10 protein-coding genes and 1 pseudogene are annotated in these 24953 nt (G+C 32.4%); 3 read left to right on the top strand and 8 right to left on the bottom strand.

The genetic code is table 11. The annotated features are described in order from the left end of the window. Window positions 1–154: 154 nt before the first annotated feature. From JBKA6_RS03485 to JBKA6_RS03470, 4 genes are all read right to left on the bottom strand, one after another. On the bottom strand, window positions 155–3385 hold the full coding sequence (locus JBKA6_RS03485) for a DUF5018 domain-containing protein (protein ID WP_096685895.1): 3231 nt from the start codon (window positions 3383–3385) through the stop codon (window positions 155–157). Window positions 3386–3613: 228 nt separating this feature from the next. Further along, window positions 3614–6586, bottom strand: coding sequence for a DUF5018 domain-containing protein (locus JBKA6_RS03480; RefSeq protein WP_096685893.1), 2973 nt, complete (start codon window positions 6584–6586; stop codon window positions 3614–3616). Between the two features lie 242 nt (window positions 6587–6828). Further along, window positions 6829–7839 (bottom strand): ferrochelatase, encoded by a 1011-nt coding sequence (gene hemH / locus JBKA6_RS03475; protein ID WP_096685891.1) that lies wholly within the window; start codon window positions 7837–7839, stop codon window positions 6829–6831. Between the two features lie 37 nt (window positions 7840–7876). Then, the gene (locus JBKA6_RS03470) at window positions 7877–8785 is read right to left on the bottom strand and encodes a TIGR01777 family oxidoreductase (protein WP_096685889.1); all 909 of its coding nucleotides are present in this window, start codon (window positions 8783–8785) and stop codon (window positions 7877–7879) included. A 177-nt stretch (window positions 8786–8962) separates the two neighbouring features. Between JBKA6_RS03470 and JBKA6_RS03465 the strand changes: the two genes are divergently transcribed. From JBKA6_RS03465 to JBKA6_RS03455, 3 genes are all read left to right on the top strand, one after another. Further along, entirely contained in the window at window positions 8963–12850 is a 3888-nt protein-coding gene (locus JBKA6_RS03465; protein ID WP_157776922.1) for a tail fiber domain-containing protein, read from the top strand. Between the two features lie 54 nt (window positions 12851–12904). Next, entirely contained in the window at window positions 12905–16804 is a 3900-nt protein-coding gene (locus tag JBKA6_RS03460) for a tail fiber domain-containing protein (RefSeq protein ID WP_157776921.1), read from the top strand. Window positions 16805–17092: 288 nt separating this feature from the next. Continuing rightward, window positions 17093–20977: a hypothetical protein gene (locus tag JBKA6_RS03455; protein WP_096685883.1), complete on the top strand. Its 3885-nt coding sequence runs from the start codon at window positions 17093–17095 to the stop codon at window positions 20975–20977. 112 nt (window positions 20978–21089) lie between these two features. On the opposite strand, the gene JBKA6_RS03450 is transcribed toward JBKA6_RS03455, so the two are convergent. From JBKA6_RS03450 to JBKA6_RS03435, 4 genes and pseudogenes are all read right to left on the bottom strand, one after another. Next, window positions 21090–21758, bottom strand: coding sequence for a YiiX/YebB-like N1pC/P60 family cysteine hydrolase (locus tag JBKA6_RS03450; protein ID WP_096685881.1), 669 nt, complete (start codon window positions 21756–21758; stop codon window positions 21090–21092). Between the two features lie 32 nt (window positions 21759–21790). Further along, window positions 21791–22579: an NAD(+) synthase gene (gene nadE, locus JBKA6_RS03445; protein WP_096685879.1), complete on the bottom strand. Its 789-nt coding sequence runs from the start codon at window positions 22577–22579 to the stop codon at window positions 21791–21793. Between the two features lie 11 nt (window positions 22580–22590). Continuing rightward, window positions 22591–24267: pseudogene (metG, locus tag JBKA6_RS03440) on the bottom strand (methionine--tRNA ligase); the annotation flags it as partial. Window positions 24268–24469: 202 nt separating this feature from the next. Continuing rightward, window positions 24470–24895 carry a regulatory protein RecX gene (locus JBKA6_RS03435; protein ID WP_157776920.1) on the bottom strand — a complete coding sequence of 142 codons (426 nt, stop codon included), beginning with the start codon at window positions 24893–24895 and terminating at the stop codon, window positions 24470–24472. Window positions 24896–24953: the final 58 nt, after the last annotated feature.

Below are 24953 nucleotides of genomic sequence, written 5' to 3'. Positions count from 1 at the left end.
CTACCCAAAAAGACAGAGAATTAAATATCTTAGCTAAGATAGTAGTAATTATTTGACCCGCCGCTTTTTTATATAAACAAAAACAGACAGCCATAATAATAGCTGCCTGCTCTTAGATTAAAATTGAAATAATAATTCTATCCATTAATTCTAACTACTTTTTACTCACAGTAACTTGATAAACCTTAGTAAAGGTTTTATCAGTAGAATTAGTTACCGTGTACTGAACAGCAGTACTCCCGTCAGGAGTAAAAGCCTGAGTAGTCGCGCTAGCTGGATCAATAGTAACACTATCCCCTCCCAACTCAATTGCAGGAGTTAAAGTTACTGTATTAGCACTAGCACCTGCATCCATCGTAACCCCACTAGGAACTTCTAATGTTATAGTATTGTTTTCGTGATCAATTGTCCCGTCAACATCAGTACCGCCTAGATTTTTACCATTATTAGAGCTATCTGTAAACTTAAACGTCTTGATAAATGGCCCTTTAACTGCTGTTACAGTGTATTCTGTTTTAGAACCTGTATCAGTTTTTGTTAGAGTGAATGTTTGATCATGAATACTTTGTCCACTTAATGGAGAAGCAGGAGTTAAAGTATAACCCGTATCAGGAGCGCTAGTGTAAGTCAAGTCATTTAAATTAATATCCGTATCATTATCTTTTGGAAACTTTAGCAATATGGCACCAGTAGTACCAGCACTAGATATATCAGCATTTACAGCTTTTATAATACCCTTTCCAGAGTCAGCATTTATTGAAAAACTAGATAAAACTGGATCAGATTCTTTATTTACAGTTATAGTATACTGTTTCTTAAAACCAGGTAAATCATTATGCGCAACTTCAATAGTTTGAGAATTAGTACTGAAATTCAAAGCAGTAGGAGTAAATGAAGTACTAATATTAGTACCAGAAATAGAAGGCGTTAAATTTGTTACATCAACTGTATTAGCAACTGTAATTCTTATAGTTCCAACTGCTGATAAACTATCATGATTAATAGGCGAGGCAGTATATTCAGTTATGCCAGTAGGGAAACTAGTCCCTGTATTATCAGTATTAGTAAACTTAAAGCTTGTTATAGCTGGCTCTTTATAAACTTTTACATTATAAATTTTTCTTCCTCCAGCAGCATCCACTGCACTGTATTCTTTGGGAGCATCATGAGAATTACTAAAATCATCGCTAGAGTTAGCAGCAGTACTACCAGCTCCTCCTTTACACACTGTAACGTTAGAAGCACCTGTAACAGTTGGAGTTAATCCAGTTAAATCTGCATTATGAGGAACTTTAACAATTATCTCTCCCGCGATATTTCCAGAGTTCTGCGTAATAGTACCTGTAATATCATTTACAAGATTTTTACTCCCGTTGGAAGCAATAGTAAATTTAAACTCAGATATAGTAGGTTCCACTTCTTTGGTTACAATTACAGTGTAAATACTAGTCGATCCATCTTGAGCAATAACTGTATAAGTTTTTTTACTACTAAAATCTTGCGCTGTAGTAACTCCTCCTGAAGGGGCTGTAATAGTAGCTCCTTTATATAATTCTATATCAGGAGTTAAACCATTAAGATCTGTATTATATGGAACCTTCACAATTACAGTATTACCACTTATAGTACCTTCTACCTCTTTAACAATTTTTTTACTAGTATTACCCCCCTCTGCTTTAAACTTAAATGATTTTAGTTTGGAACTAGATCTTACAGTTACTTGATATGTTTTGGTAGTAGTACCATCCTCAGCCGTTACAGTATACGCTACAGGTTGACCATAAGTAAAGGTAGTTTCTACTTTAGATGCTGGATTTACCGTAGCACCTGGAGACACTACTATTTCAGGCTTTAATTTTACATCAGTATCATCTCGACCATCTAAAGAAATAGTTACTGTATTAGCACTTTCGCTACTCGATACAGTTCCTGAAACCTCATCTCCTGTCATTCTAACATCGCTAGGAGGAGGTGTGTGATCTAACTTTTTAATTTTAAAAGAAGTTATATCTACCCCTCTTCTTGATACTATAGCTATATTATAGTTTCTTTCAGTTCCATCTTGAGCTGTTACAACATATGGTTTCACAGTATTTCGAGTGAAATCCTGCGCTATTTCACTTGCTGGACTAACCTGAGCGTGATCACTGGACGTTATAGTAGGTATTAAACTAGTCAGAGTAGCAGAATTTGGAATCACAACTTCTACAGCAACATCAGCACTTCCAGTAGAATTTATAGCACCTGCTGAGCAATCCCCTCCAAGGTTTTTTCCAGTATTTTTAGAATTTTCAAATAAAAAAGATTTCATATCCTTTTCATTAGATAATTCCTTAGAAACAGAAACGGTATACTCTCTTGTTTGACCATCCTGAGCTGTTACAGTATAAACCTTAGAATTGCTATTACTATAATCATAAGCTGAAATAGCTGGACTTATAGTGGCATTTTCATGGGTAGTTATAGTAGTAGGAAGTAAATTTGTTATAGATGACAATTTAGATGCTTTTACTGCTATAGTTCCAGTTCTACCATCACTATTGTCAGTAATTATAACGTCACTAGCCCTAGTCCCGGTTGAAGATCTACTTAATTTTAACCCAGTATTATTGCTATTGTCTTTTGTAAACTTAAACTCAGAAATTTTATTATCAGAAGATAAAGACTGAATTACTGTAACCTTATATGTTTTCTCTTGACCATCCCCAGAAGTCACTTTGTAGTCTGTTGGAGAATTCTCAAAAGAAACAGCAGCTTCATTATCTGGACTAATACTGTTACCTGATTTAATTATTGTAGGTTTTAACTGATCTAAAGTAGCGGCATCAGATACGTTTAAGGTTATAGTTGGAGGAGTAGCATCTTCATCTATAAGTCCTATTCTATCCGCAAAAATCTTGCCCACATTCTTAGATTTTTCTAATACAAAACTTGTAATCGAACGATCACTAGATAAGGATTTTGTTATATTAACTGTATAATCTTGAACGCTGCCATCTTGAGCTGTTACTTTAAATACTTTTGTATAAACTTCAGGATTAGAACCGCTTACTAGATCAAAAGTAACCTCTGACCCACTTTTCGGAGAAACACTGGCATTCTCTGAAATGACTACCTTGACTTTTAACCCTTCAAAAATTGCATCTGAGGGAACTTTTAACGATACTGTAAAATCACTATCTACAACGATACCAGGAATATCTCCTCTAAGGTTTTTATCTCCATTATCAGAATTAATCAATTCGAATGATATAATCTTATTCTCTGAACTCAGATTTGAGCTAAGATCAGGATCTACCTTTTTTTCCTTGATACAAGAAGAAAAAAATGCAAATAACAACACAAAAGAGAAAATAATACTCTTCACAAGAGAAAATGTCTTCATTTTTTTTTAAAAAAATAATTAATTATAATCTGCCAATCGCTTTGAATATCAAAGTATTAGCCATAAGATTCATGCTACTCCCTACCCCAAAAGACAGAGAATTAAATATCTTAGCTAAGATAGTAGTAATTATTTAACTGTTGATCAATAAAAAAACAGACAGCCATAATAATAGCTGCCTGCTCTTAGACTTAAAGTTGAAATAATAATTCTATCCATTAATTCTAACTACTTTTTACTCACAGTAACTTGATAAACCTTAGTAAAGGTTGTATCACTAGAATTAGTTACCGTGTACTGAATAGCAGTACTCCCGTCAGGAGTAAAAGCCTGAGCAGTCGCGCTAGCTGGATCAATAGTAACACTATCCCCTCCCAACTCAATTGTAGGAGTTAAAGTTACTGTATTAGCACTGGCACCTGCATCCATCGTAACCCCACTAGGAACTTCTAATGTTATAGTGCCAGCAGCATGATCAATTTTCCCATCAACATTAGCACCTAGATTTTTACCATTATTAGAGCTATCTGTAAACGTAAAAGACTTAATAAATGGCCCTTTAACTGCTGTTACAGTATAAACCCTTTTAGACCCTAAAGTAGTTGTCAGGGTAAATTGTTGATTGTGAATACTTCCATTTACTGGAGAAGCAGGAGTTAAAGCATGACCAGTACCAGGCTGACTAGTATAAGTTAATCCATCTAGGTTAATTTCAGTATTACGATTAGAAACTTTATGATCAAATTTTAATTTTATTGTTCCAGTAGCAGCGGCAGAATTAGAATCATCATCAGTTATATCACCAGTTATTTCACTTTGAATACCCTTATTAGTATCAGCTGATATTTTAAACTCTGTCAATTTTGGAGCTGCTTCTTTAGTTAAATTAACTGTATAGGTTTTAGTAAAACTAGATAAATGTTCATTCTGAACTGTAATAGTTGTAGAATAAGAGGAAGATCCCGAAAAACTTATATTATGATTACTTAGAGTAGTAAAATTATCTCCAGAAATAGTAGCTTTTAAATTTGCTACATCAACCGTATTAGCAACTGTAACTGCTATAGTTCCATTTGCTGAGAAGCTACTGCCTTGATTAGGGGTGCCAGTATACGTTTGTCCAGTAGGGAACCCAGCGTCTGAATTAGCACTCTTCTCAAACTTAAACTCCGTTATAGCAGGAGCTTTATAAACCTTTACATTATAAACCTTTCTTCCTCCAGCAGGCCCCACTGCACTGTATTTTACAGCAGTTGTATGAGAATTGCTAAAATCAGCAGAAGAAGTGTTAGCTTCAGTAGTGCCAGACTCCCCTTTATATACTTGAGTGCCAGCTAAAGCAGAACTGTTAGCTGTAACAGTTGGAGTTAATACAGTTAAATCTGTATTATAAGGAACTTTAACAATTATTTCTCCTTCACTATGCTTAACTTCAACACCTATATTATTTCCAATATTTTTACCAGCATTATTAGAGTCAGTAAACGTGAAACTTTGTATCTCAGGCTCAGTGTTTTTCTGAATAGTTACAGTGTAAATACTAGTTGATCCATCTTGAGCAGTAACTGTATAAGTTTTTTGACTACTGAAATCTTGCGCTGTAGTAGCTTCCGGACTAACATTAGCTCCGTTATATAATTCTATATCAGGAGTTAATCCATTGAGCTCTGCATCATGTGGAACATTAACTGTTATTGTATTACCACTTATAGTACCTGATACATCTTTAACAATTTTTCCAGCACTACTATTATTTCCAGTTGCACTTTTAAACTTAAAAGATTTCATCTTAGAATTCGAAGACTTTACAGTTACACTATATGATTTGGCAGTACCGTTTTCAGCTGTTACAGTATAAGTTACAGGTGTACCATAAGTAAACTCCTTCTGTTCTTTAGAACCAGGATTTACCGTAGCACCTCGAGACACTACTATTTCAGGACTAAGACTTACAGTATTCTGATCTTCTCCATCTAATACTATTGTATAATCACTTCCACTATTTGTGGGACTTATCGTCATATCTGTTGAAATCTTTGAATTAGACTGATGATCTGTTTTTAATATCTTAAAAGAAGTAATCTCTGTTACTGCTTGCAGGGTAGGAATGGTTACATTATAATTTCTAGTGGTACCATCTTGTGCAGTTACTGTGTATACAGCGGGGGTGCCACGAGTGAAACCATTAGGAGCTTGGTTTTCTGGATTAACCGAAGCATTAGCACTGATTACTATAGTAGGCTTTAGACCCGTTAAACTTAGAACAGTATTTGGAATTTTTGTAATAGTTACAGCTCCATCTCCATTTCCAGAACTATCTATGCTAGCTGCTGAATAATCAACATTATTAAAGCTCTTATCAGGATTTTGAGTGTGCTCAAATTTAAAAGAAGTTATAATCTTATCATTAGACAAATCCTTAGCAACAGACACTGTATACTCTTTTGTTTGACCATCTTGAGCTGTAATGGTATAAATCTTAGGAGTTGCATAATTATGAACGCCTTCAGCCGGACTTATAGTAGCACTAGCATGCTTAGTTATAGTAGGAGTTAAAGCTGTTACATCTGCTGCAGTAGACACTTTTACTTTTATAGTTCCATCTTCATGATTAATTATAACATCGCTTGTTCTACTTTCATCAGCAGAAGACCTAGTTAATTTTAGGCCATCATTTACACCTGTTTCTTTCTTAAACTCAAATGCAGAAATTCTATTATCAGCACTAGCTAGAGGTCTTATTATATATACAGTATAATCTTGAGACTTATCACCTTTTGTTAAAGCAAATACCTTTTTATAGCGTTGTTGAGGAGAATGCTCTTTGGCAGATTCCTCAGAAACATCATAAGTAGCAGTTTCTCGCTCAATAGGTTCTCCTACAACTTCTTCAAAATCAACCTCTTCTCCACTAGCGGGGGATATAGTAGTCCCTTCACATGGGGTTATATTAAACTTTAAGCCAGTTAATTCAGCTGAACTAGGAACTGTTAACGATATAGTATAATTCTCAGTATCTATATCACATTTTATATCAGACCCTAAATTTTTTTGGTCATTTTCAGAATTCAGTAATTCAAATGATTTTATACATACATCTAAATCATCTTCTATAATGCTCTTTTTATCACAGGAGAAAATAATTACCGATAACAATACAAAAGAGAAAATAATACTCTTCACAAAAGAAAATGCCTTCATTTTTTTTTAAAAAATAATTAATTAAAATCTACCAATCACTTTGAATATCAAAGTATCAGCCACAAATTTCATCCCAATTCTTAGCCCAAAGTTAAAGAACCGAATACATCAGCTAAGATAGTAGTAATTATTTGATTAACATGTTTTTAACGTAGGAAGTAGGATGTGTTTATTTAAAAACATCAACACTTTGAATACTTGAATTGAAATAGTTTTCTCCATTTTTCAATATCAAATTAATATCAAAGCCATTCATTTATCCATTTGGCTAAAACTTCAGCCCATTGAGTGTCGTCATTTAAACATGGGATCATCTTAAATTCTTGCCCTCCTCTCTCTAAAAAATCTTTTTTTCCTTCCATGCCTATCTCCTCTATGGTTTCGAGACAATCAGACACAAAAGCAGGAGTTACAACAGCGAGATTTTTAATACCTTCTAAAGGAAATTTCTCAAGCTGTTCAGCCGTATAAGGTTGTAACCAAGGATCGCTCCCAAGCCTAGATTGAAAAGAATTAGAATAGCTATTTTCCTTTAGATTTAACTCTTTTGCTATCAATTTTGTGGTTTCAAAGCACTGATGACGATAACAGTTTTCATGAGCCTTAGAATCTATAACACAACAGGCTTTATCAATCTTACAATGCGATTTTGTCGGATCCGTTTTATAGATATGTCTCTCTGGTATTCCATGATATGAAAATAGAAGGTGATCGTATTTAAAATCTTCCAAATTTTTGGAAATGGAATTAGATAAAACACTTATATAATCTGGCTTATTATAGAATGGAGGCACTATGGTGAATGTCATATCTCTGTAATAAGCGTTTTTAACTTCTTGGGATTTCACTATAACTGACTCGGTCGTAGCCATGGAGTATTGAGGGTATAATGGAATGATTAACACATCTCGAATTCCTCGTTTATACAGATCACCCAGCCCTTTTTGAATAGAAGGATTTGCATATCTCATTGCTATCTCCACGGGAATACTGACTAGATTTTGAATTTTTTTTTGAAGTTTTTCTGTATAAACGATTAAAGGAGATCCTTCACAAGTCCATACTTTTTTATAAGCTTCCGCCGATTTTTTTGGCCGTGTGTTCAAGATAATGCCTTTAACTAAAAACAAACGCAATAGATAAGGCACGTCAATAACGTGTTGGTCCATCAAAAACTCATCTAAATATTTTTTTACATCTTTTTGATCTGGACTGTCTGGAGATCCAAGGTTTATAAGCAATACCCCTTTCATTTTTTTTAGTAGAGTTAAAAATTATCTCACAAAATTACTAAAGGTGCTTAAGTGCTTGGCTAAAATTTTGATATTTAAAATTATATCCAGCCTCTATTAATCTCTTAGGTGTGGTCTTAATACTATCTGTGAGCAATTGACTTTTTGCCCCTAGAATTAGTTTTATTATTTGTTTTGGAATCGACCAAGCGAATTGATTCTTCCCTATGTGATCTCCTATAATTTTATTCATCTCTCTTTGTTGAATGGGATTAGGGCTACAGACATTATATGTAGAATTACAACTGGGAATCGTCATAAGAAAGTGTATGATATTTAGTAAATCTGTGTAATGTACCCAAGGAACGTATTGAGTTCCTAAACCCAAGGGCGCTAAAAGCCTCAATCTGGCAGCCATAAATTGAGTTTTGATAAACGGATTGTCATAATGTACAACTGGACTGATTCTCAAGATATTTGTACGAACTCCTAGTTTTCTTATTTCTCTAGCTTCTGATTCCCAATTAACACATAGTTTTTCTAAAAATCCAGTGCCAGGTTTATCATTTTCTGTAAGTAAAGTATTAGGCCTATCGCCGTAAATACTTATTCCGCTAGCGTTTATAACAGATTTTATTTCGTGTCTGTTTTGCTCTATGAGTTCTCTGATAAAACGCGTTGAAATGACACGACTTTCAACTAATTGTCTTTTGTAATTTTCGGTCCATCTCTTCATGAGATTGGCTCCAGAGAGATTTATAATATGATCTGTTTTAGCTAATATCTCTACTGGAAATTTTTTGAGATAAGGATCCCATTCAAAGTCAGAATTATTTTGTTTATCACGACTAATAGTCCAAACGGTATACCCCTTGTATTTGAGGAAACGATTTAAAAGCTGCCCCAAAAAGCCAGTCCCTCCAAAAATTATAACGACCTCATTTTCTTTTACTGTATCGAATTTCATATTTTTAAGCGATATGTTTTATGACATAACTTTTAACACAAAGGTGGCATAAAAATTAGAACAGAATATTTTATACTATATAATCTGCCTTATCCTACTATTCTAGAATATAAAATTAGTATATTTGTAAGGCTTATTTGAACCTCCTTAATCTGATTAGAGTTAAATTTATGTATCATGAATGGTAGGCATACCCTAACTACAATCTTTATATTATTTTTTTTCTTGTCCGACATGAACTCTGTTGGTCAACATTTACCCAACAAACTTAATTATCAATTAATAGCTAGAAAGGGACAAGAATTGCTAAGAGAACACACAATAAGTATCCGTATATCTATATATTCATTTGATGGATCTAAAGAGGAAGTTTTGTATTTGGAAAGTCACCCTAATGTAAAGACAAACGAATATGGATTAGCATCTATAAAGATCGGCGATGGATTCAAAGCAAGAGAATTTACAGATTTAAATATATCCTCCTTACAATGGGAGAACAGTGCCTATTACATAAAATCTGAAGTTGATTTTAATGGCCAAAACAATTACAAAAACGCTATTGTAAATAAATCAGAAATATTGAGCGTTCCCTACGCCATGTATGCAGCCAATAGCCCAAGAACAAAAGTTATGGATAATTTATATTCCAATAGCCCTACAAAGGCTTTATCAGCTAATCAAGGGGCTAAACTCAAAACAAAAGCGGATGAGAAATTAGATAAAACCTACGTAGTTGATAATTTAATTACTGAAGATAGTAAAAAAGCTTTGTCAGCTGCACAGGGCAAAAAATTAGTTGATATCTATGGAGTTGCCAGAAGATTTAAAAATGATTATACTTACTCGGTATCAGATATTGCTCTTAGTAATGGTAAGCTTTTCTCCTTAAAATCTCAGTTAAGTGAGTCTGAAAAAAACACTCTTCCAGAATCGCTACAATCTAAATGGCTAAATATTTCTCCTTTTGAGAAGATTAACTCTAATATTATTATGAATTGGGATCGCAGTTCTTCTACTAGTATTACAGGGAATAACAATTTAGTTTTAGGGCTAAACTCTGCTAATTCATTATCTACAGGGTCAAATAATATAGTTATTGGAAAGGAATCAGCGAATGCTATAACTACCGCATCTAGTAATATATCCATAGGCAATAAGGCTTTGAGTTCAAATATTAGTGGAGGGGATAATATTTCTATAGGAGATAATTCTCTCAAACTTACTAATGCGAGCAAAAATATTGCTATTGGGGTCTTGGCTCTATCTGAGAATATTACTGGAAATGGAAATGTTTCCATAGGATATAATGCAGGTTCATATCGTGGAAATTTTGGTTCTAAAAACACTAATTCAGGATCTAACAGATCTATATATATAGGGCAAGAGGTTTTATCTGGCTCAGCTACCGCAGAAAATGAAATAGTTATAGGTTATAGAGCAGAAGGAAAAGGGAACAACACAGCAGTAATTGGCGGTATAGGTATAATCAAGACATATGTGCCTAAAACTCTAGAATTAGTTAATGGTAATCTAGATATCAAAAATGCAAACATTAATTTAAATGGTAATGCTAATATATCTGGCAATTTATCCGCTTCTAATTTTCACACAATATGGGATGCAAACAAGGCTTATTCAAAAAACGATATAGTCATTAGCGAAGGTATTTTTTACAAAAAAAAGACTTCATCAGGCATTTCTTCTTCAAATCCTTCTTTAGACACTGCTAATTGGGATCTTATTAGCGGAACCTCTACCTCAGTTAATACTCTTATGAATATATCTTCGAATATAATTACCTCTTGGTCGGGTAAAGACGGAAATGGACAATCAGGGGGTGATGGAACTAAAAATATGTTCTTAGGTATTGATTCTGGTAATGATATTAGTAATGGTTCCAATAATATAGCTGTTGGTCATCATTCTTTAAAGTCAAATACTGTGGGGAATAGTAATGTTTCAATAGGCAATAACTCTCTATATAACTTGTTGTCATCTACTCCATTAGACGTCAGCGGCAATGTAGCCATAGGTGATAATGCAGGGCGTTATAGAGGGCCTAGCTCCTCTAGCTCTAATAATTCTGGATCTAAAAACTCTATTTACATAGGAGCGGATACTAGATCTGCAGATACATCTTCAACTGAAAATGAAATAGTTATAGGTTCTGGCGCTATAGGAAAAGGGAACAATACAATAGTTTTAGGTAATGATAAAACTGGAAATACATATGTGTCAAATGGCAACTTTAACATAACCAAAGGAAATTTAACCATGACAAAAGGTAATTTAAACCTTACTAAAGGAAACCTTACTTTATCTAATGGCAATGTGATTGTAAAAGGAGAGCTAGCAACTAGTCTATTTAATACCAACTGGGATAATACCACAAAGTATCCAAAAGATTTCGTATCTACAAAAGATGGAACGTTGTATAAAAATTTTGAAAATAATAATACAAATTATGATCCTTCAATAGATCCAACTAAATGGCAGGCTATAAATGCTGGACTTCTGAATATTAATGACAATATAATTACACGTTGGTCTGGCAAGGGGAGTAATGGAACAGAAGCACCTGGTAGAGAAAATTTTTTTTTAGGGATTAATTCAGGTGAAATTACTACTGGTTCAAATAATTTGGCTATTGGCCATGAGGTTTTAAAAAAAAACACTTCTGGAAAGGATAATATAGTTATAGGAAATAATTCTTCAAATTCTAACACCACAGGATCGGATAATATAGCCATAGGAAGTAGTCACAATGATAATACAAGAGGAGAAGAAAATATTGCTATAGGCTACGAATCTCTAGATAAAAACAAGACTGGCTCAAGAAATATAGCTATAGGACTAGAATCTCTTAATCTTAATACTAAAGGAAGCTTTAATATAGCTATTGGCTATTCAGCTTTAAATGACTCAAAACAGGGAAGTGAAAATATAGCTATTGGAGATTTTGCAGGCTCAAATTCGGGATCTGGCGCAAAAATTATTGGATCTATTTACTTAGGAAATAATACTCGTCCATCATATGGAAGTAATATCTCAAATGAAATAGTTATAGCTAATGATGCAACTGGTAAAGGCTCCAATACAATAGTTTTAGGCAATTTTAATACTGAAGAAAATTATCTAAAAGGAAGGGTGTTTTTAAATAGAACAAATTCGACAAATAGATTTGTAGATAGAGATTATGGATTATTAAATATATATGGGTATTCTGGTAATTATACTAAGAGAGATAGAAGCTCTTACTTTAAAAACAATATACTTCCAGTAAAAAGAGGTACAAATATTTCTAGTGGAGAAGTGTCTATATATGCCAGTAATAGTATTTTAACAAATACTTACTTTCAAGCCATATCTGACAGACGCATTAAGAATATAATAAACATATCAGATAAAAAAGAAGATCTTAAAAAGCTTTTGGATATAGAAATCACAGATTATACTATGATAGACAATATTAAAAAGGGGAATAAGTCATTTAAAAAAGTAATAGCTCAGCAGATAGAAAGTATAGTCCCAGAAGTTGTAACCATAGGCAGAGGGATTATTCCAAATGTGTATGAAGTAGCTAAATCTGTAAAAGTTTCTAATTTAGGAAGTGTCATAACGACTGATAAAAAACATAATTTTTCTACTGGGGATAGAGTTAAGCTTATAATAGAAAATAAGGGAAATAAAGGAGTGATAGTAAAAGAAATTATAAATTATAATACATTTTTAATAGGAGAGACTTTAGACCTCAACGAGAAGATATTTGTGTATGGCAAAGAGGTAGACGATTTTCGTTCTGTGGACTACGATGGCCTTACAACACTTAATATATCAGCTACACAGGCCATATATCAAGAAATAAAAAATGAAAATGATCTCTTTATAAGAAGTATCGATAGGGTTAAAAAAGACAATACAATTCTAAAAGAAGAAATAGAACTTTTAAATAGAGAAAACATCTCTTTTATTGAGAATGTAAAAATCCTACAAAAGGATCTTAAAAACAGAAATGATAAATTGAAACTTCTTCTAGAAAGAATAGAAATATTGAAGAAAAAATAATTTTCTTAAAAAGAGGTCTATCTATGTTTTTTTTATTTGTTAATTATTTAGATAATGAGGTTTAGGCTTGTATTAACTTTTTACTTTGTACACTCGCTCTTGCTGAGTGACTTAGAGGCTATTTCTCAGACTTTTCCCGATAAACTAAATTATCAGTTGACTGTTAGAAAAGGACAAAAGCTCATAAAGGAACATTCTGTAAGCGTGCGTATATCAATATATTCTTCTAAAGAAAAAGTCTTGTATTCGGAGACTTATTCGAGTATTAAAACAAATAAGGATGGATTATTGAACCTAAGCGTAGGTGATGGTCTTAGAGGCGAAGCCTTTTCAACATTAAAATTATCTTCTTTGCAATGGGGAGATACAACTTATTACATAAAGTCAGAAATTGATTTGAATGCTAATAACAATTACGATAATGCTATTGTAAATAAATCTGAGATATTAAGCGTTCCATATGCTTTGTACGCAAAAAACAGCCCAAAGGTAGAGGTCATAGATAATTTAGATTCCAACAGTACTACAAAAGCTTTATCAGCCAATCAAGGCTCTGTGTTAAAAGCAGAAATAGATAAAAAATTAGATAAAAGAGACATAATAGATGATTTAAATACTGAAAATGATAAAAAAGCTCTGTCAGCTTCCCAAGGGAAAAAGATAGTTGATGTTTATGGTGTTATGAAAAAATGGAGAAATAATCAAATCCATTCAGTTTCAGATATTGTTCTTAGAAAGGGCAAGTTTTTTTCTCTGATATCGCCTTTGGATAAATCAGAAAAAAATACTCCTCCAGAGCATCTAAAATCTAAATGGTTAAATCTATCTATTTTTGACAAGATCAGTTCCAATGTTATTATGAACTGGAGTAATAGTTCTGCTACAGCGAGAGATATTAATAATATTAAGGGTGATAATAATCTCGTTTTAGGCTTAAACTCTGCTAATTCTTTATCTACAGGTTCAGATAATATAATTCTTGGGAAGGGGTCTGGAAATGCTATAACTACGGCATATAAAAATATTTCTGTAGGCAATAAGGCCTTGAATTCAAATAGTATTGGTAATAATAATATTGCCGTAGGAAATAATTCTCTTAAACTTACTAATGCGAACAAAAATATTGCTATTGGAATTTCGGCCTTATCTAAAAATATTACTGGAGTAGAAAATATTTCTATAGGATATAATGCTGGTTCATATCATGGAAATTTTGATTCTAAAAATGCTAATACAGGATCTAAAAAATCTATATATATAGGTCAAGAGGTTACCTCTAGTTCGGCTACTGCTGATAATGAAATAGTTATAGGTTATAGAGCAGAAGGCAAAGGACATAATACTGTTGTTATCGGCCATAAAGATTCTAAAACATATATCCCAAACGGTGCTTTAGAGCTAACTAATGGAGATCTAGATATTAAAAGTGGAAATATTAATTTAAGCAGTGGCAATGCTAATATTTCAGGTCAATTATCTACTAGTAATTTTCACACACAATGGGATGCTTCTAAGACTTATTCACAAAATGATATAATTATTTATCAAGGTGATCTCTACAAAAAAAACACTTCGTCACCTAAGTCTACTATATCACCGTCTATAGATAATATTAATTGGGAACTTATCAGCGGCTCTTCTGTATCTGAGGAAAATCTAAAGAAAATATCTGAAAATATAATTACAGCTTGGTCTGGCAAGGATGGTAAAGGTAAATCAGGGGGAAGTGGCACTAAAAATATGTTCTTTGGTATTGGTTCTGGTAATAGCATTGGTTCTGGCTCAGATAATATAGCCGTGGGGACGAACTCTTTAAGCTTAAATACTATAGGAAGCCGCAATATTTCATTAGGTAATAATTCTTTGGCTAAACTAAACTCAACTAATGAAAATGATATTAGTAAAAATGTAGCTATAGGTAATAATGCAGGATGCTATAAAGGAGATTATAGCACTAGTCCTCCTAGCGACAATAATTCAAAATCTAAAAATTCTATTTATCTAGGAGCAGATACTAGATCTGCGAATGAAGCTTCAACTGAGAATGAAATAGTTATAGGTTATGGCGCTATAGGTAAAGGGAGCAATACAATAGTTTTAGGTAATAGTGAGACTACAGACACGTATATAACAAATGGAGACCTCGAGTTGACAGAAGGTAATATAGAATTGACAAAAGGCAACTTTTATATTACTAAAGGGAATCTCCGTTTGTCTAATGGCAATGTAACTATAAAAGGAGAATTAATGACTAATTCTTTCAATACTAGTTGGGATGATAAAAAAAATTATTTGAGAAATCACATAGTTATAAAGGATGGAATATTATATAAAAGTCTTGAAAATAATATCAATGCTGATCCTTTGATATCTTATATTAAGTGGCAAGCTATAAATGCGGGTCTTATAAAAATTAATGATAATCTAATTACTCGTTGGTCTGGTCTAAATAGTAATGAGACCTCGGCAGGCACTGGCAGCAAAAATATGTTTTTAGGTATTGGATCAGGCAATTCAAATACTAGCGGTTCAAATAATTTAGCTATTGGATATAACTCTTTAAATACTAATACGACTGGGGAAAAAAATATAGCCATAGGAATGGAATCCTTAATGCAGAATACAGGCTCTGGAAACATAGCTATTGGAGCTAAATCTCTCATTAAGAATCAAGACGATGATAACATTGCTATAGGTTATGAATCCCTTAATGAAAATACATCTGGTTCAGGTAATATTGCCATAGGATATAGGTCTTTACACCTAAATACTAAAAAATATAATATTGCTATTGGACACGAAGCGTTAAAAGATTTAAATAATGGATATTATAATATAGCCATTGGATCTTTTTCAGGATCAGGTATTACAAAATGTGAAAAATCTATCTACTTAGGAGCAAATACATCTTCAAAGGATGTAACAGCGCCTATTGATAACGAAATAGTGATAGGGTATGAAGCAAAGGGTAAAGGCACGAATACATTGGTTTTAGGCAATGACGATATTTTGGAAACTCATTTGAGTGGGAAGGTATTTTTAAGTAATAATTGTGGATCACCTTTTTTTAGTGAAGACTATGGACTATTAAATGTAAATGGATGTTACGACATCAAAGGAGAAAAAAGTGGCTATTTTTTTGATGGAGGAGGTGGTAATTCTCTAGCTGGTCTCGTTACTGCATTAATAGGAGATAGAACATCAATATCGGCTAGTAATAGTATTGTAACACTATCTTATTTTCATGCGGTGTCCGATAGACGCATTAAGGATATAATAGGCATATCAGACAAAAACGAAGATCTAAAAAAGCTCCTGAATATAGAAATCCTAGATTACACTATGATAGACAGTATTGAAAAAGGGAATAAATCATTTAAAAAGGTAATAGCTCAACAAATAGAAAATATAGTTCCAGAAGTTGTAAGTATAGGTAAAGGGGTTATTCCAAATGTATATGAAGTAGCTAAATCTGTAAGCAAATCATCTAGTTTGGGAAGTATTATTACTACTTATAAAAAACATGGTTTTTCTAATGGAGATAAGGTCAAACTTATCATAGAGGATGGTGGAGATAAAGGGGTAATCGTAAAAGAAGTCATAGACTCTAATACATTTTTAATAGAAGATATTCTAGATCTAAATCTTAGAGTATTCGTATATGGCAAGGAGATTAATGATTTGCGCTCTGTTGATTACAATGGTCTCACGACACTGAATATATCAGCTACACAGGCTATATATCAAGAGATGAAAGATGAAAATAGTTCGTTTAGAAAAATGATTAACAAAATAAAAAATAAAAACGTAGCCTTAAAAGAAGACATAGAAGTTTTAAATAAAGAAAGTGCTTCTCTCAAAGAGAGTATAACGACTTTACAAAACGATTTTAAAGATAAAAATGATAAATTAAGGCTTATGTTTGAAAGAATAAAAATATTGGAAAACAAATGATTTTTAGTTATCTCTTATCAAGTATAGTCTTGCAAAGACTTAACCTTGATTATTCATAATCGTATGAATTTTCAGGTTAAATCTATCGTTTTTATTAAGTATTTATAAGTAATTGCTAATCTAACTCGGATTATAAATAATGTGTTTTTATTCCTCATTTTTAGGTTTTATCTAAAGTAGTTGATTTTTAGGGTAAAGCCCTTCAAAATTAACACTTTATACCTAAATTGAAGTATAACTATGAATAATACGGGTTAATTAAGTCTATATAGGTTGTTATTTACCATCATGGAAAGTAGAGTCATAATTGTTTTTAAATTTATATTGCTCTTTTTACTGTATAGTTTAGAGTCTATTTCTCAAAATGTTCCTCATAATTTAAGCTATCAATTTGTGGCTATGAAGGATAAGGTCTTATTAAAAGAGAAAAAAATAAGTGTTAGAATATCTATATGTCATCTCATCAAAGGTGTAGAACAGACAGTTTATTTAGAAGATCACCCTAGTGTAGAAACTGATAAAAATGCTATGGTACACCTAAAGATAGGTGATGGGGTTAAAGGAAGTGGTTTTTCAAATTTAAAATTATTTAATTTAAACTGGGCTAATACCGTTTATTATATCAAATCATATATTGATTGGAGTGGCAAAAATTTTTATGATGACAAATCTTTTTTAATAAAATATGAACTAATGTCTATTCCATATGCCTTATACGCTGCAAATAGCCCTAAGATTAATGTTATAGATAATTTAAATACTAGAAATATATCTTCTGCTTTATCTGCTAATCAGGGTAAGGTTCTTAAGAGTTATATAGATACAAAGCTAAGTGTAGTTGATATAGCTGATAATTTAACCACTGATAATAATAAAATGGTTTTATCGCCTACCCAAGGTAAAAAGTTTGTTGAAACTTACGGCATTACTAAAAGATGGAAGAACGGCGAAAACTATTCTATAGCAGATGTTGTTCTTCATAACGGCAATTTATTTTCACTTAAAACGGCATTAAATAATTACGAAAAAGCTACTTCTCCTGAGTCATTACCTACTAAATGGTCGAATATCTTCACATTTTACAAAACTAATCCCAATATTATTATGAATTGGGATAATAGCCTTAACAAAGGATTGACAAACATTACAAAAACTGCTATTGATAATATCATCTTTGGATTGAATTCTGCTAAGAAAATAACTACAGGTTCAGAAAATATCGTTATTGGAAATGAATCTATTAGCCAAGTGACTACTGCCTCTAGGAATATTTCTATAGGCAATAAGGCTTTGAATTCAAATAGTACTGGCAATGATAATATCTCCATGGGTGATAATTCTCTTAAAAGTAGTAATAACTCAAAAAATATTGCTATTGGAATTTCGGCCTTATCCGAAAATATTACTGGAGTAGAAAATATTTCTATAGGTTATAATGCTGGCTCGTATCATGGTAATTTTGCTAGTGCTAGTGCTAATACTGGATCTAAAAAATCTATATATATAGGTCAAGAGGTTACCTCTAGTTCAGCTACTGCTGATAATGAAATAGTTATAGGTTATAGAGCAGAGGGCAAAGGAAATAATACAGTGGTTATTGGCAATAGTAGTATTACTAATACATATATCCCAAACGGTGCTTTAGAGCTAACTAATGGAGATTTAGATATTAAAAGTGGAAATATTAATTTAGCTCGCAATGCTAATATTTCAGGCCAATTATCTACTAGTAATTTTTATACACAGTGGGATAATTCTAGAACTTATTCCAAAAACAGTATAGTTATAAAGGAAGGGATATTATACAAGAGTCTTAAAAATGCTAATACAAATAAATCTCCTATATCAGAGAAAGCATATTGGGAAGCTATCAGTGGCAATAGATTAGTCAATCTTATAAAAACTAAAACTCTAGACAATATTATAACTCTCTGGTCTGGTAAAAATAGTAATGGTAAATCTGGAGGCAGCGGTATTGGCAATACCTTTTTGGGTATAGGATCTGGCAATTCTATTGAGAGTGGAGAAAATAATTTAGCTATAGGGTATGATGCTTTAAACAGTAATAATATAGGCTCTAATAATGTTGCTATAGGTAATAATTCTTTAGGTGGTATAACCTCATCTTCTTTATCAGAAGAGATTAGTAATAATGTGGCTATAGGTGATAATTCTGGATATTATAGTTCTGATCCTGGTATAAAAAACACTAAGGCTAGTAAGTCAATTTACTTAGGAGCAGATACCAAGTCGAAAGGGGAAAAAAATGAAATAGTAGTAGGTTATGGAGCGATAGGCAAAGGAGATAATACTATAGTTTTAGGAAATAGTCATATTAAAAATACATATGCAAAAGGTAGTTTTTCATTAGAAAATGGCGATTTTAATATGCACGATGGTGATTCTAATATAAGTATTGGTAATGTCGAGCTATTTGATGGTAATGCCAATATATCAGGAGAGCTATCTACTAATAAATTTTACACCAAATTTAATAATATGAGATATCATGAAAATGATATAGTTATAGGAAATGGTATTTTATACAAGAGTCTTAAAAATTCAAATTCAGATAATATATCTAATACAACTTCATGGCAATGTATAAATGCTGGTCTTATAAAAATAGATGATAATTTAATTACTCGTTGGTCTGGAGTAAATAGTAATGGAACCTCTGCAGGCACTGGCAATAAAAATATATTTTTAGGCATTAAATCAGGTAATTTAAATACTACTGGTTCGGGAAATATTGCATTTGGGTATGAATCTTTAATAAACAATACGCAAGGGTCTAATAACATAGCTATTGGAAATAATGTTTTAACGTACAGTGAGAGTGGATCTAATAATATAGGTATAGGGAATATGAGTCTTCATAATAATGTTAGTGGACATTATAACATTGCTATAGGAAGGATTCCTATTTTCCATAATGAAGAAGGGCTTGGTAATATAGGCATAGGGGATGAGGCTTTTATGGGTAGTCTAAAAGGTAATTACAATGTAGCCATAGGTTATAGATCCATTAATTATGATAGTATTAATGGAGTTTATAATACTGTAGCTATTGGAAAAAATGCAGGTAATCTTAGAGGAGGTGGTACTTGGTTATTAGATATAAAAAAATCTATATATCTAGGAGTAAATACTGCTTCAAGTACAGACGTTGAAAATGAAATAGTTATAGGCTATGACGCAAAAGGCAAGGGCAGTAATACAGTAGTTTTAGGGAATTCTACTATTAAGGAAACATTTTTAAATGGTAGGGTGTTTTTAAATAAAAATGCTTCAAATACTTTTAATGAAGGCTATGGTTTATTAAATATAAACGGTTACTATGGTAAATATAGTATAAATATTAGCAGTTATTTTGGTAAAGGGTCAAAAGGCTTAAATTCTACATTTAGTGAAAATAAGATATCAATATATGCGAATAAAAGTATTCTAACGGATGAACGTTTTATAGCTATATCAGATAGGCGTATGAAGAATATAATAGGCGTATCAGACAAAAATAGAGATCTCAAAAATCTTTTAGAAATAGAAATAACAGATTATACCTTGGTAGATAGTATTGAAAAAGGCAATAAATTTTTTAAAAAAGTGATAGCTCAGCAGATAGAAAATACTATCCCGGAAATTATTGATATAAGTAGAGGGATCGTTCCCGATGTATACGAATTAGCCAAATCTGTAAGAGCTTCTTCTTTAGGAAGCATTATTACCACTGAAAAAAAACACAGTTTTTCTAATGGAGATAGAGTTAAAGTTATCATAGAAAACACAGGAGATAAGATAATAATTGTAAAAGAAGTTATAGATTCTAATACATTTTTAACAGAAGACGTGATAGATTCTAAGAATATGGTTTTTATTTATGGTAAGGAGGTAGAAGATTTACGTTCGGTAGATTACGATGGTCTTACTACTTTAAACATATCAGCTACACAGGCTGTGTACCAGAATATGAAAGACAATAAAAATCTTTTAAAACAAGAGCTATATGATGTTGAAAAAGAAAATGCCATTCTCAAAAAAAGTTTAAAGAGTTTATATAATCGTAATGATTTGCTAAAACAAAATTTAGAAACTTTAAAGAAAGACATTCACAATAGCAATATGCAATTAGAACTCTTATTAGAGGAAATAAAATTTATAGAAAATAGATAATCTAAGTTCTATTAATATTCAGTTAACTCGAACAACTTTCGATAAAACTAAAGTGCTGAAAATCACGATTCTATACTGAGATTTATTGCATTATGACAGTATAATATTCCTGTTAATAAAAAGAATATATAGAGTCAATATTATTTGATTTGTACATCCCATTAGGGTTTAACCCCAATTTACCCTCTGGAATATCTACGTTTAAACTGTCGTAATATTTAACCCAAAAAGGCAAATAATCACCAGTATCATCATCTTTAAATGTCATAGGATTCAATTTGAATATATCCTTATGTTCACCTGTGTTATGTAACATCTCATATACATATTCAGAACAGTAATACATAGAATCACCTATTGTGTACACATTATCATATGGATAACCTATCAATTTAGAACCGTACTCAAGAGCTACATTTATCTCATCTCTATATTTCTCTTTTAATCTGCAAACCACTACCTTAGGCTCTCCATTATCAGTTAAACTCCTATTTAAAAAAGTATCAAATGGAGTTTTAGAAACACCTCCCTCTGTTATAGCTTCTAACACGAATTTGGTTCCTTTATCATCTATCTGTAGAATTCCAACATGAGAAAAACTCTTTGAGTTATTTTCATCTTCTGTAACCTTCTTTATGGCCTTGGAAATATCACCTCGGCTAGTATCCTGAAATAAGATATCTCCACTGACAAAAACAGGTTTTATATCTTTCTTGTAAACTACAAGAATCGCAATAAATAACAATAACAAAAACGATAACAATCTTCTTTTAACTAACATAACTTCTTTTTTTATAACAAAAATACTTTTAACTACAATAACTGATTAGGGATCAAACAAACTGGAATAGATTTCATCTTATGACTATTACTTTTATTCAATCTCTTATATATCTCTATAACCTCTCTTCCTCTTTCATTAAATTGGTTATCCGATCTACCTTCTTCTATTATTTTCATAGCCCATTCGAGTTCCTCATAAGATGCTCCAATTTGTTTTTCATCGGTTCTATTGTCTCCCCAAAGCCCATCGGTAGGCGGAGCATCTAAAATAGACTGAGATATTTTTAACTCTTTAGATATGGCGTATACATCAGATTTTAACAGATCGGCTATGGGACTTATATCTACGCCGCCATCTCCGTATTTGGTGTAAAAGCCCACTCCAAAATCCTCTATCTTGTTACCTGTACCAACTACCAAACAGGAATTTATAGTAGCTGTAAAATACAATGCGGTCATGCGGAGCCTAGCCCTGCTATTAGCTAATGCCAAGTCTAAATTTTCGTTTCCAGTCTCATTAGAAAACAGAGATGAAAACTCCTCATATGTAGATGTTAAATCTACCTTTTCTATCCTGACATTTGGGAATTTTTCTGACAAATCAACCATGTGCTGCTGAGCTCTTTCCACTTGAGAACTATCTTGATAAATGGGAATCTCCATACATATTACAGGACATTTGGTCAAAGCTAATAAATGTGAAGTAAGAGCGGAATCTATTCCACCCGAAACACCTACCACAAAGCCCTTTGTCCCAGCCTCATTGCCGTAATCTTTAATCCACTTTACAATATGATCTATAACTCCCCTAATATTCATTGCACTGTATTTTTGCTAGATTTGAGTTTTTCCAATTGTTTTTCAATATCACTGTCATCGACAATACTAAACAAATGCTCTGACATGCCTATTTTATGACCAAATGAAATACTATTGCCACATTTTATATCACTCCAGTCTAAATCTATATTCAACATAGATTTTAACTTCTTTGAAGTAAAAGGCAAAAAAGGATCTGACAAAACAGATAGAGCCACTACTATCCTAAGACTTATGTTGATTATTGTCTTTACCCTTTCTGAATCAGTCTTAAATATCTTCCAAGGTTCTTGATCAGCCAAATACTTATTTCCCATCCTAGCTAAATTCATCAATTCAAATAGAGCCTCCCTAAAATGATATTTCTCTATTAAATCACTTATTTTATCTGGATATTTTTCTATGCTTGATAGTATTAATTGGTCTGATTCGTTTAAATTAGACATCTCAGGAACCATTCCATCGTAATACTTATTAGTGAGCACAAAAACTCTATTGACAAAATTTCCAAAAATAGCTACCAACTCCGAATTATTTCTAGACTGAAAGTCTTTCCAAGTAAAATCATTGTCTTTGGTCTCAGGAGCATTAGCTGTGAGAACATATCTCAAGATATCTTGTCTATCTGGAAAATCCTCTAAATATTGATCTAACCAAACTGCCCAGTTTTTAGAAGTAGAGATCTTACGACCTTCTAAATTCAAAAACTCATTAGCTGGAACGTTATCGGGCAATATATAATCTCCATGGGCTTTGAGCATAACTGGAAAAACTATACAGTGAAAAACTATATTGTCTTTACCTATAAAATGAACTAGTTTAGTTTCTTTATCTTTCCAAAAGGGCTCCCAATCTATGCCCTTTTCTTTCGCACACTCCACAGTAGAAGAAATATACCCTATAGGAGCATCAAACCACACATACATTACCTTCCCCTCAGCACCCTCTATAGGCACTTTAACACCCCAGTCTAAATCTCTAGTTACAGCACGAGGCTTTAAACCTTCATCTATCCAAGATTTTACTTGACCATATACACTGGCTCTCCAATCATCCTTATGACCTTTTAATATCCAGTCTTTTAAAAAATCTTCATATTTATCTAAAGGTAAAAACCAGTGTTTAGTGTCTTTTAAACTAGAAGTATTTCCGCTTAGAGCAGACTTTGGATTTATTAATTCTGTAGCAGATAGAGAAGATCCGCAACTCTCACATTGATCGCCATAGGCATTGTCTGAATTACATTTGGGACAGGTTCCTGTAATATATCTATCTGGCAAAAATTGTTTTTCATCTTCGTCGTAAAACTGCTTTGATACACGTTCTATAAAGATGTTCTTATCGTAAAGCTCAAGGAAGAAATCCTTGGCTATGTCATGATGAATATCATTTGTGGTCCTAGAATAATTATCAAAAGAAATGCCGAATTCTTCAAAAGATTTTTTGATCACATGATGATACCTGTCGACTATTTCCTTAGGAGTGGCATTCTCTTTCTTAGCCTTAATAGTAATGGGAACACCATGCTCATCAGAGCCGCAGATAAATAACACTTCCCTACCCTTTAGTCTTAAATATCTAGAATATATATCCCCTGGGATATAAACCCCAGAAAGATGCCCTATATGTATAGGTCCATTGGTATAAGGCAAAGCAGCCGTTATAACATATCTTTTAAATTTTTCCATTGTGTAAAAAAAAAGGACAGGCTGCGAAGTTATATAAAAATTAACTACTTCAATAATTCCTCTCCATCTGACACTATCGCGTAAAGTGTGTAAAGTTTATGAAGCTGTCTCAAAACCGAGGCAGCTTTTTTTTAAAACAACTAAAACTAACTTTACACACTATCACAAGACAGTGTGTAATTTGGGTATTTAGCGCTACATTTTAGTGTCCTTCATCTAAAACACTGTGAATCAACTCTATCTCGAAGCCTCTAGATATTAAATAATTTATAACCTTGTGTTTCTTTTCTACTGGATTAATCTGCCCCAACTGCATAGATTTTTTTTCTAAAACCTGTATCAGAACTCTATGGTAGTCACTCGTGTCTATTTCCTCCAATCCCTTTTTTATACAGTGTTCTGATATGCTTCTCCTTTTTAACTCTGATATTATTTTGACCTTACCCCATTTTTTCAGGCAGAACTTACCCCTGACAAAACTCTTAGCAAACCTCTCTTCATTTAAGAAATCTCTTTCTAAAAGATGTAATACGACCTCATCTACACGTGTTCTATCTGAACACATCTGATATAATTTTTCTTCAACTTCCTTATGACAGCGTTCTTGATAAGAACAATATTTCTCCATGAGGCTTTTCAAATCCTCTAAACTATAATGTTTCTTAGAAGTAAATGTCATAATGATT

The sequence above is a fragment of the Ichthyobacterium seriolicida genome, from assembly GCF_002369955.1.
In the GTDB taxonomy this organism is placed as follows: Bacteria; Bacteroidota; Bacteroidia; order Flavobacteriales; family Ichthyobacteriaceae; genus Ichthyobacterium; species Ichthyobacterium seriolicida.
This window is presented reverse-complemented; position numbering and strand designations above follow the sequence as displayed.

Coding starts and splice junctions, on each gene's coding strand:
- JBKA6_RS03485 (WP_096685895.1), bottom strand. CDS start 3,385: ATGAAGACATTTTCTCTTGTGAAGAGTATTATTTTCTCTTTTGTGTTG.
- JBKA6_RS03480 (WP_096685893.1), bottom strand. CDS start 6,586: ATGAAGGCATTTTCTTTTGTGAAGAGTATTATTTTCTCTTTTGTATTG.
- hemH (WP_096685891.1), bottom strand. CDS start 7,839: ATGAAAGGGGTATTGCTTATAAACCTTGGATCTCCAGACAGTCCAGAT.
- JBKA6_RS03470 (WP_096685889.1), bottom strand. CDS start 8,785: ATGAAATTCGATACAGTAAAAGAAAATGAGGTCGTTATAATTTTTGGA.
- JBKA6_RS03465 (WP_157776922.1), top strand. CDS start 8,963: ATGAATGGTAGGCATACCCTAACTACAATCTTTATATTATTTTTTTTC.
- JBKA6_RS03460 (WP_157776921.1), top strand. CDS start 12,905: ATGAGGTTTAGGCTTGTATTAACTTTTTACTTTGTACACTCGCTCTTG.
- JBKA6_RS03455 (WP_096685883.1), top strand. CDS start 17,093: ATGGAAAGTAGAGTCATAATTGTTTTTAAATTTATATTGCTCTTTTTA.
- JBKA6_RS03450 (WP_096685881.1), bottom strand. CDS start 21,758: ATGTTAGTTAAAAGAAGATTGTTATCGTTTTTGTTATTGTTATTTATT.
- nadE (WP_096685879.1), bottom strand. CDS start 22,579: ATGAATATTAGGGGAGTTATAGATCATATTGTAAAGTGGATTAAAGAT.
- JBKA6_RS03435 (WP_157776920.1), bottom strand. CDS start 24,895: ATGGAGAAATATTGTTCTTATCAAGAACGCTGTCATAAGGAAGTTGAA.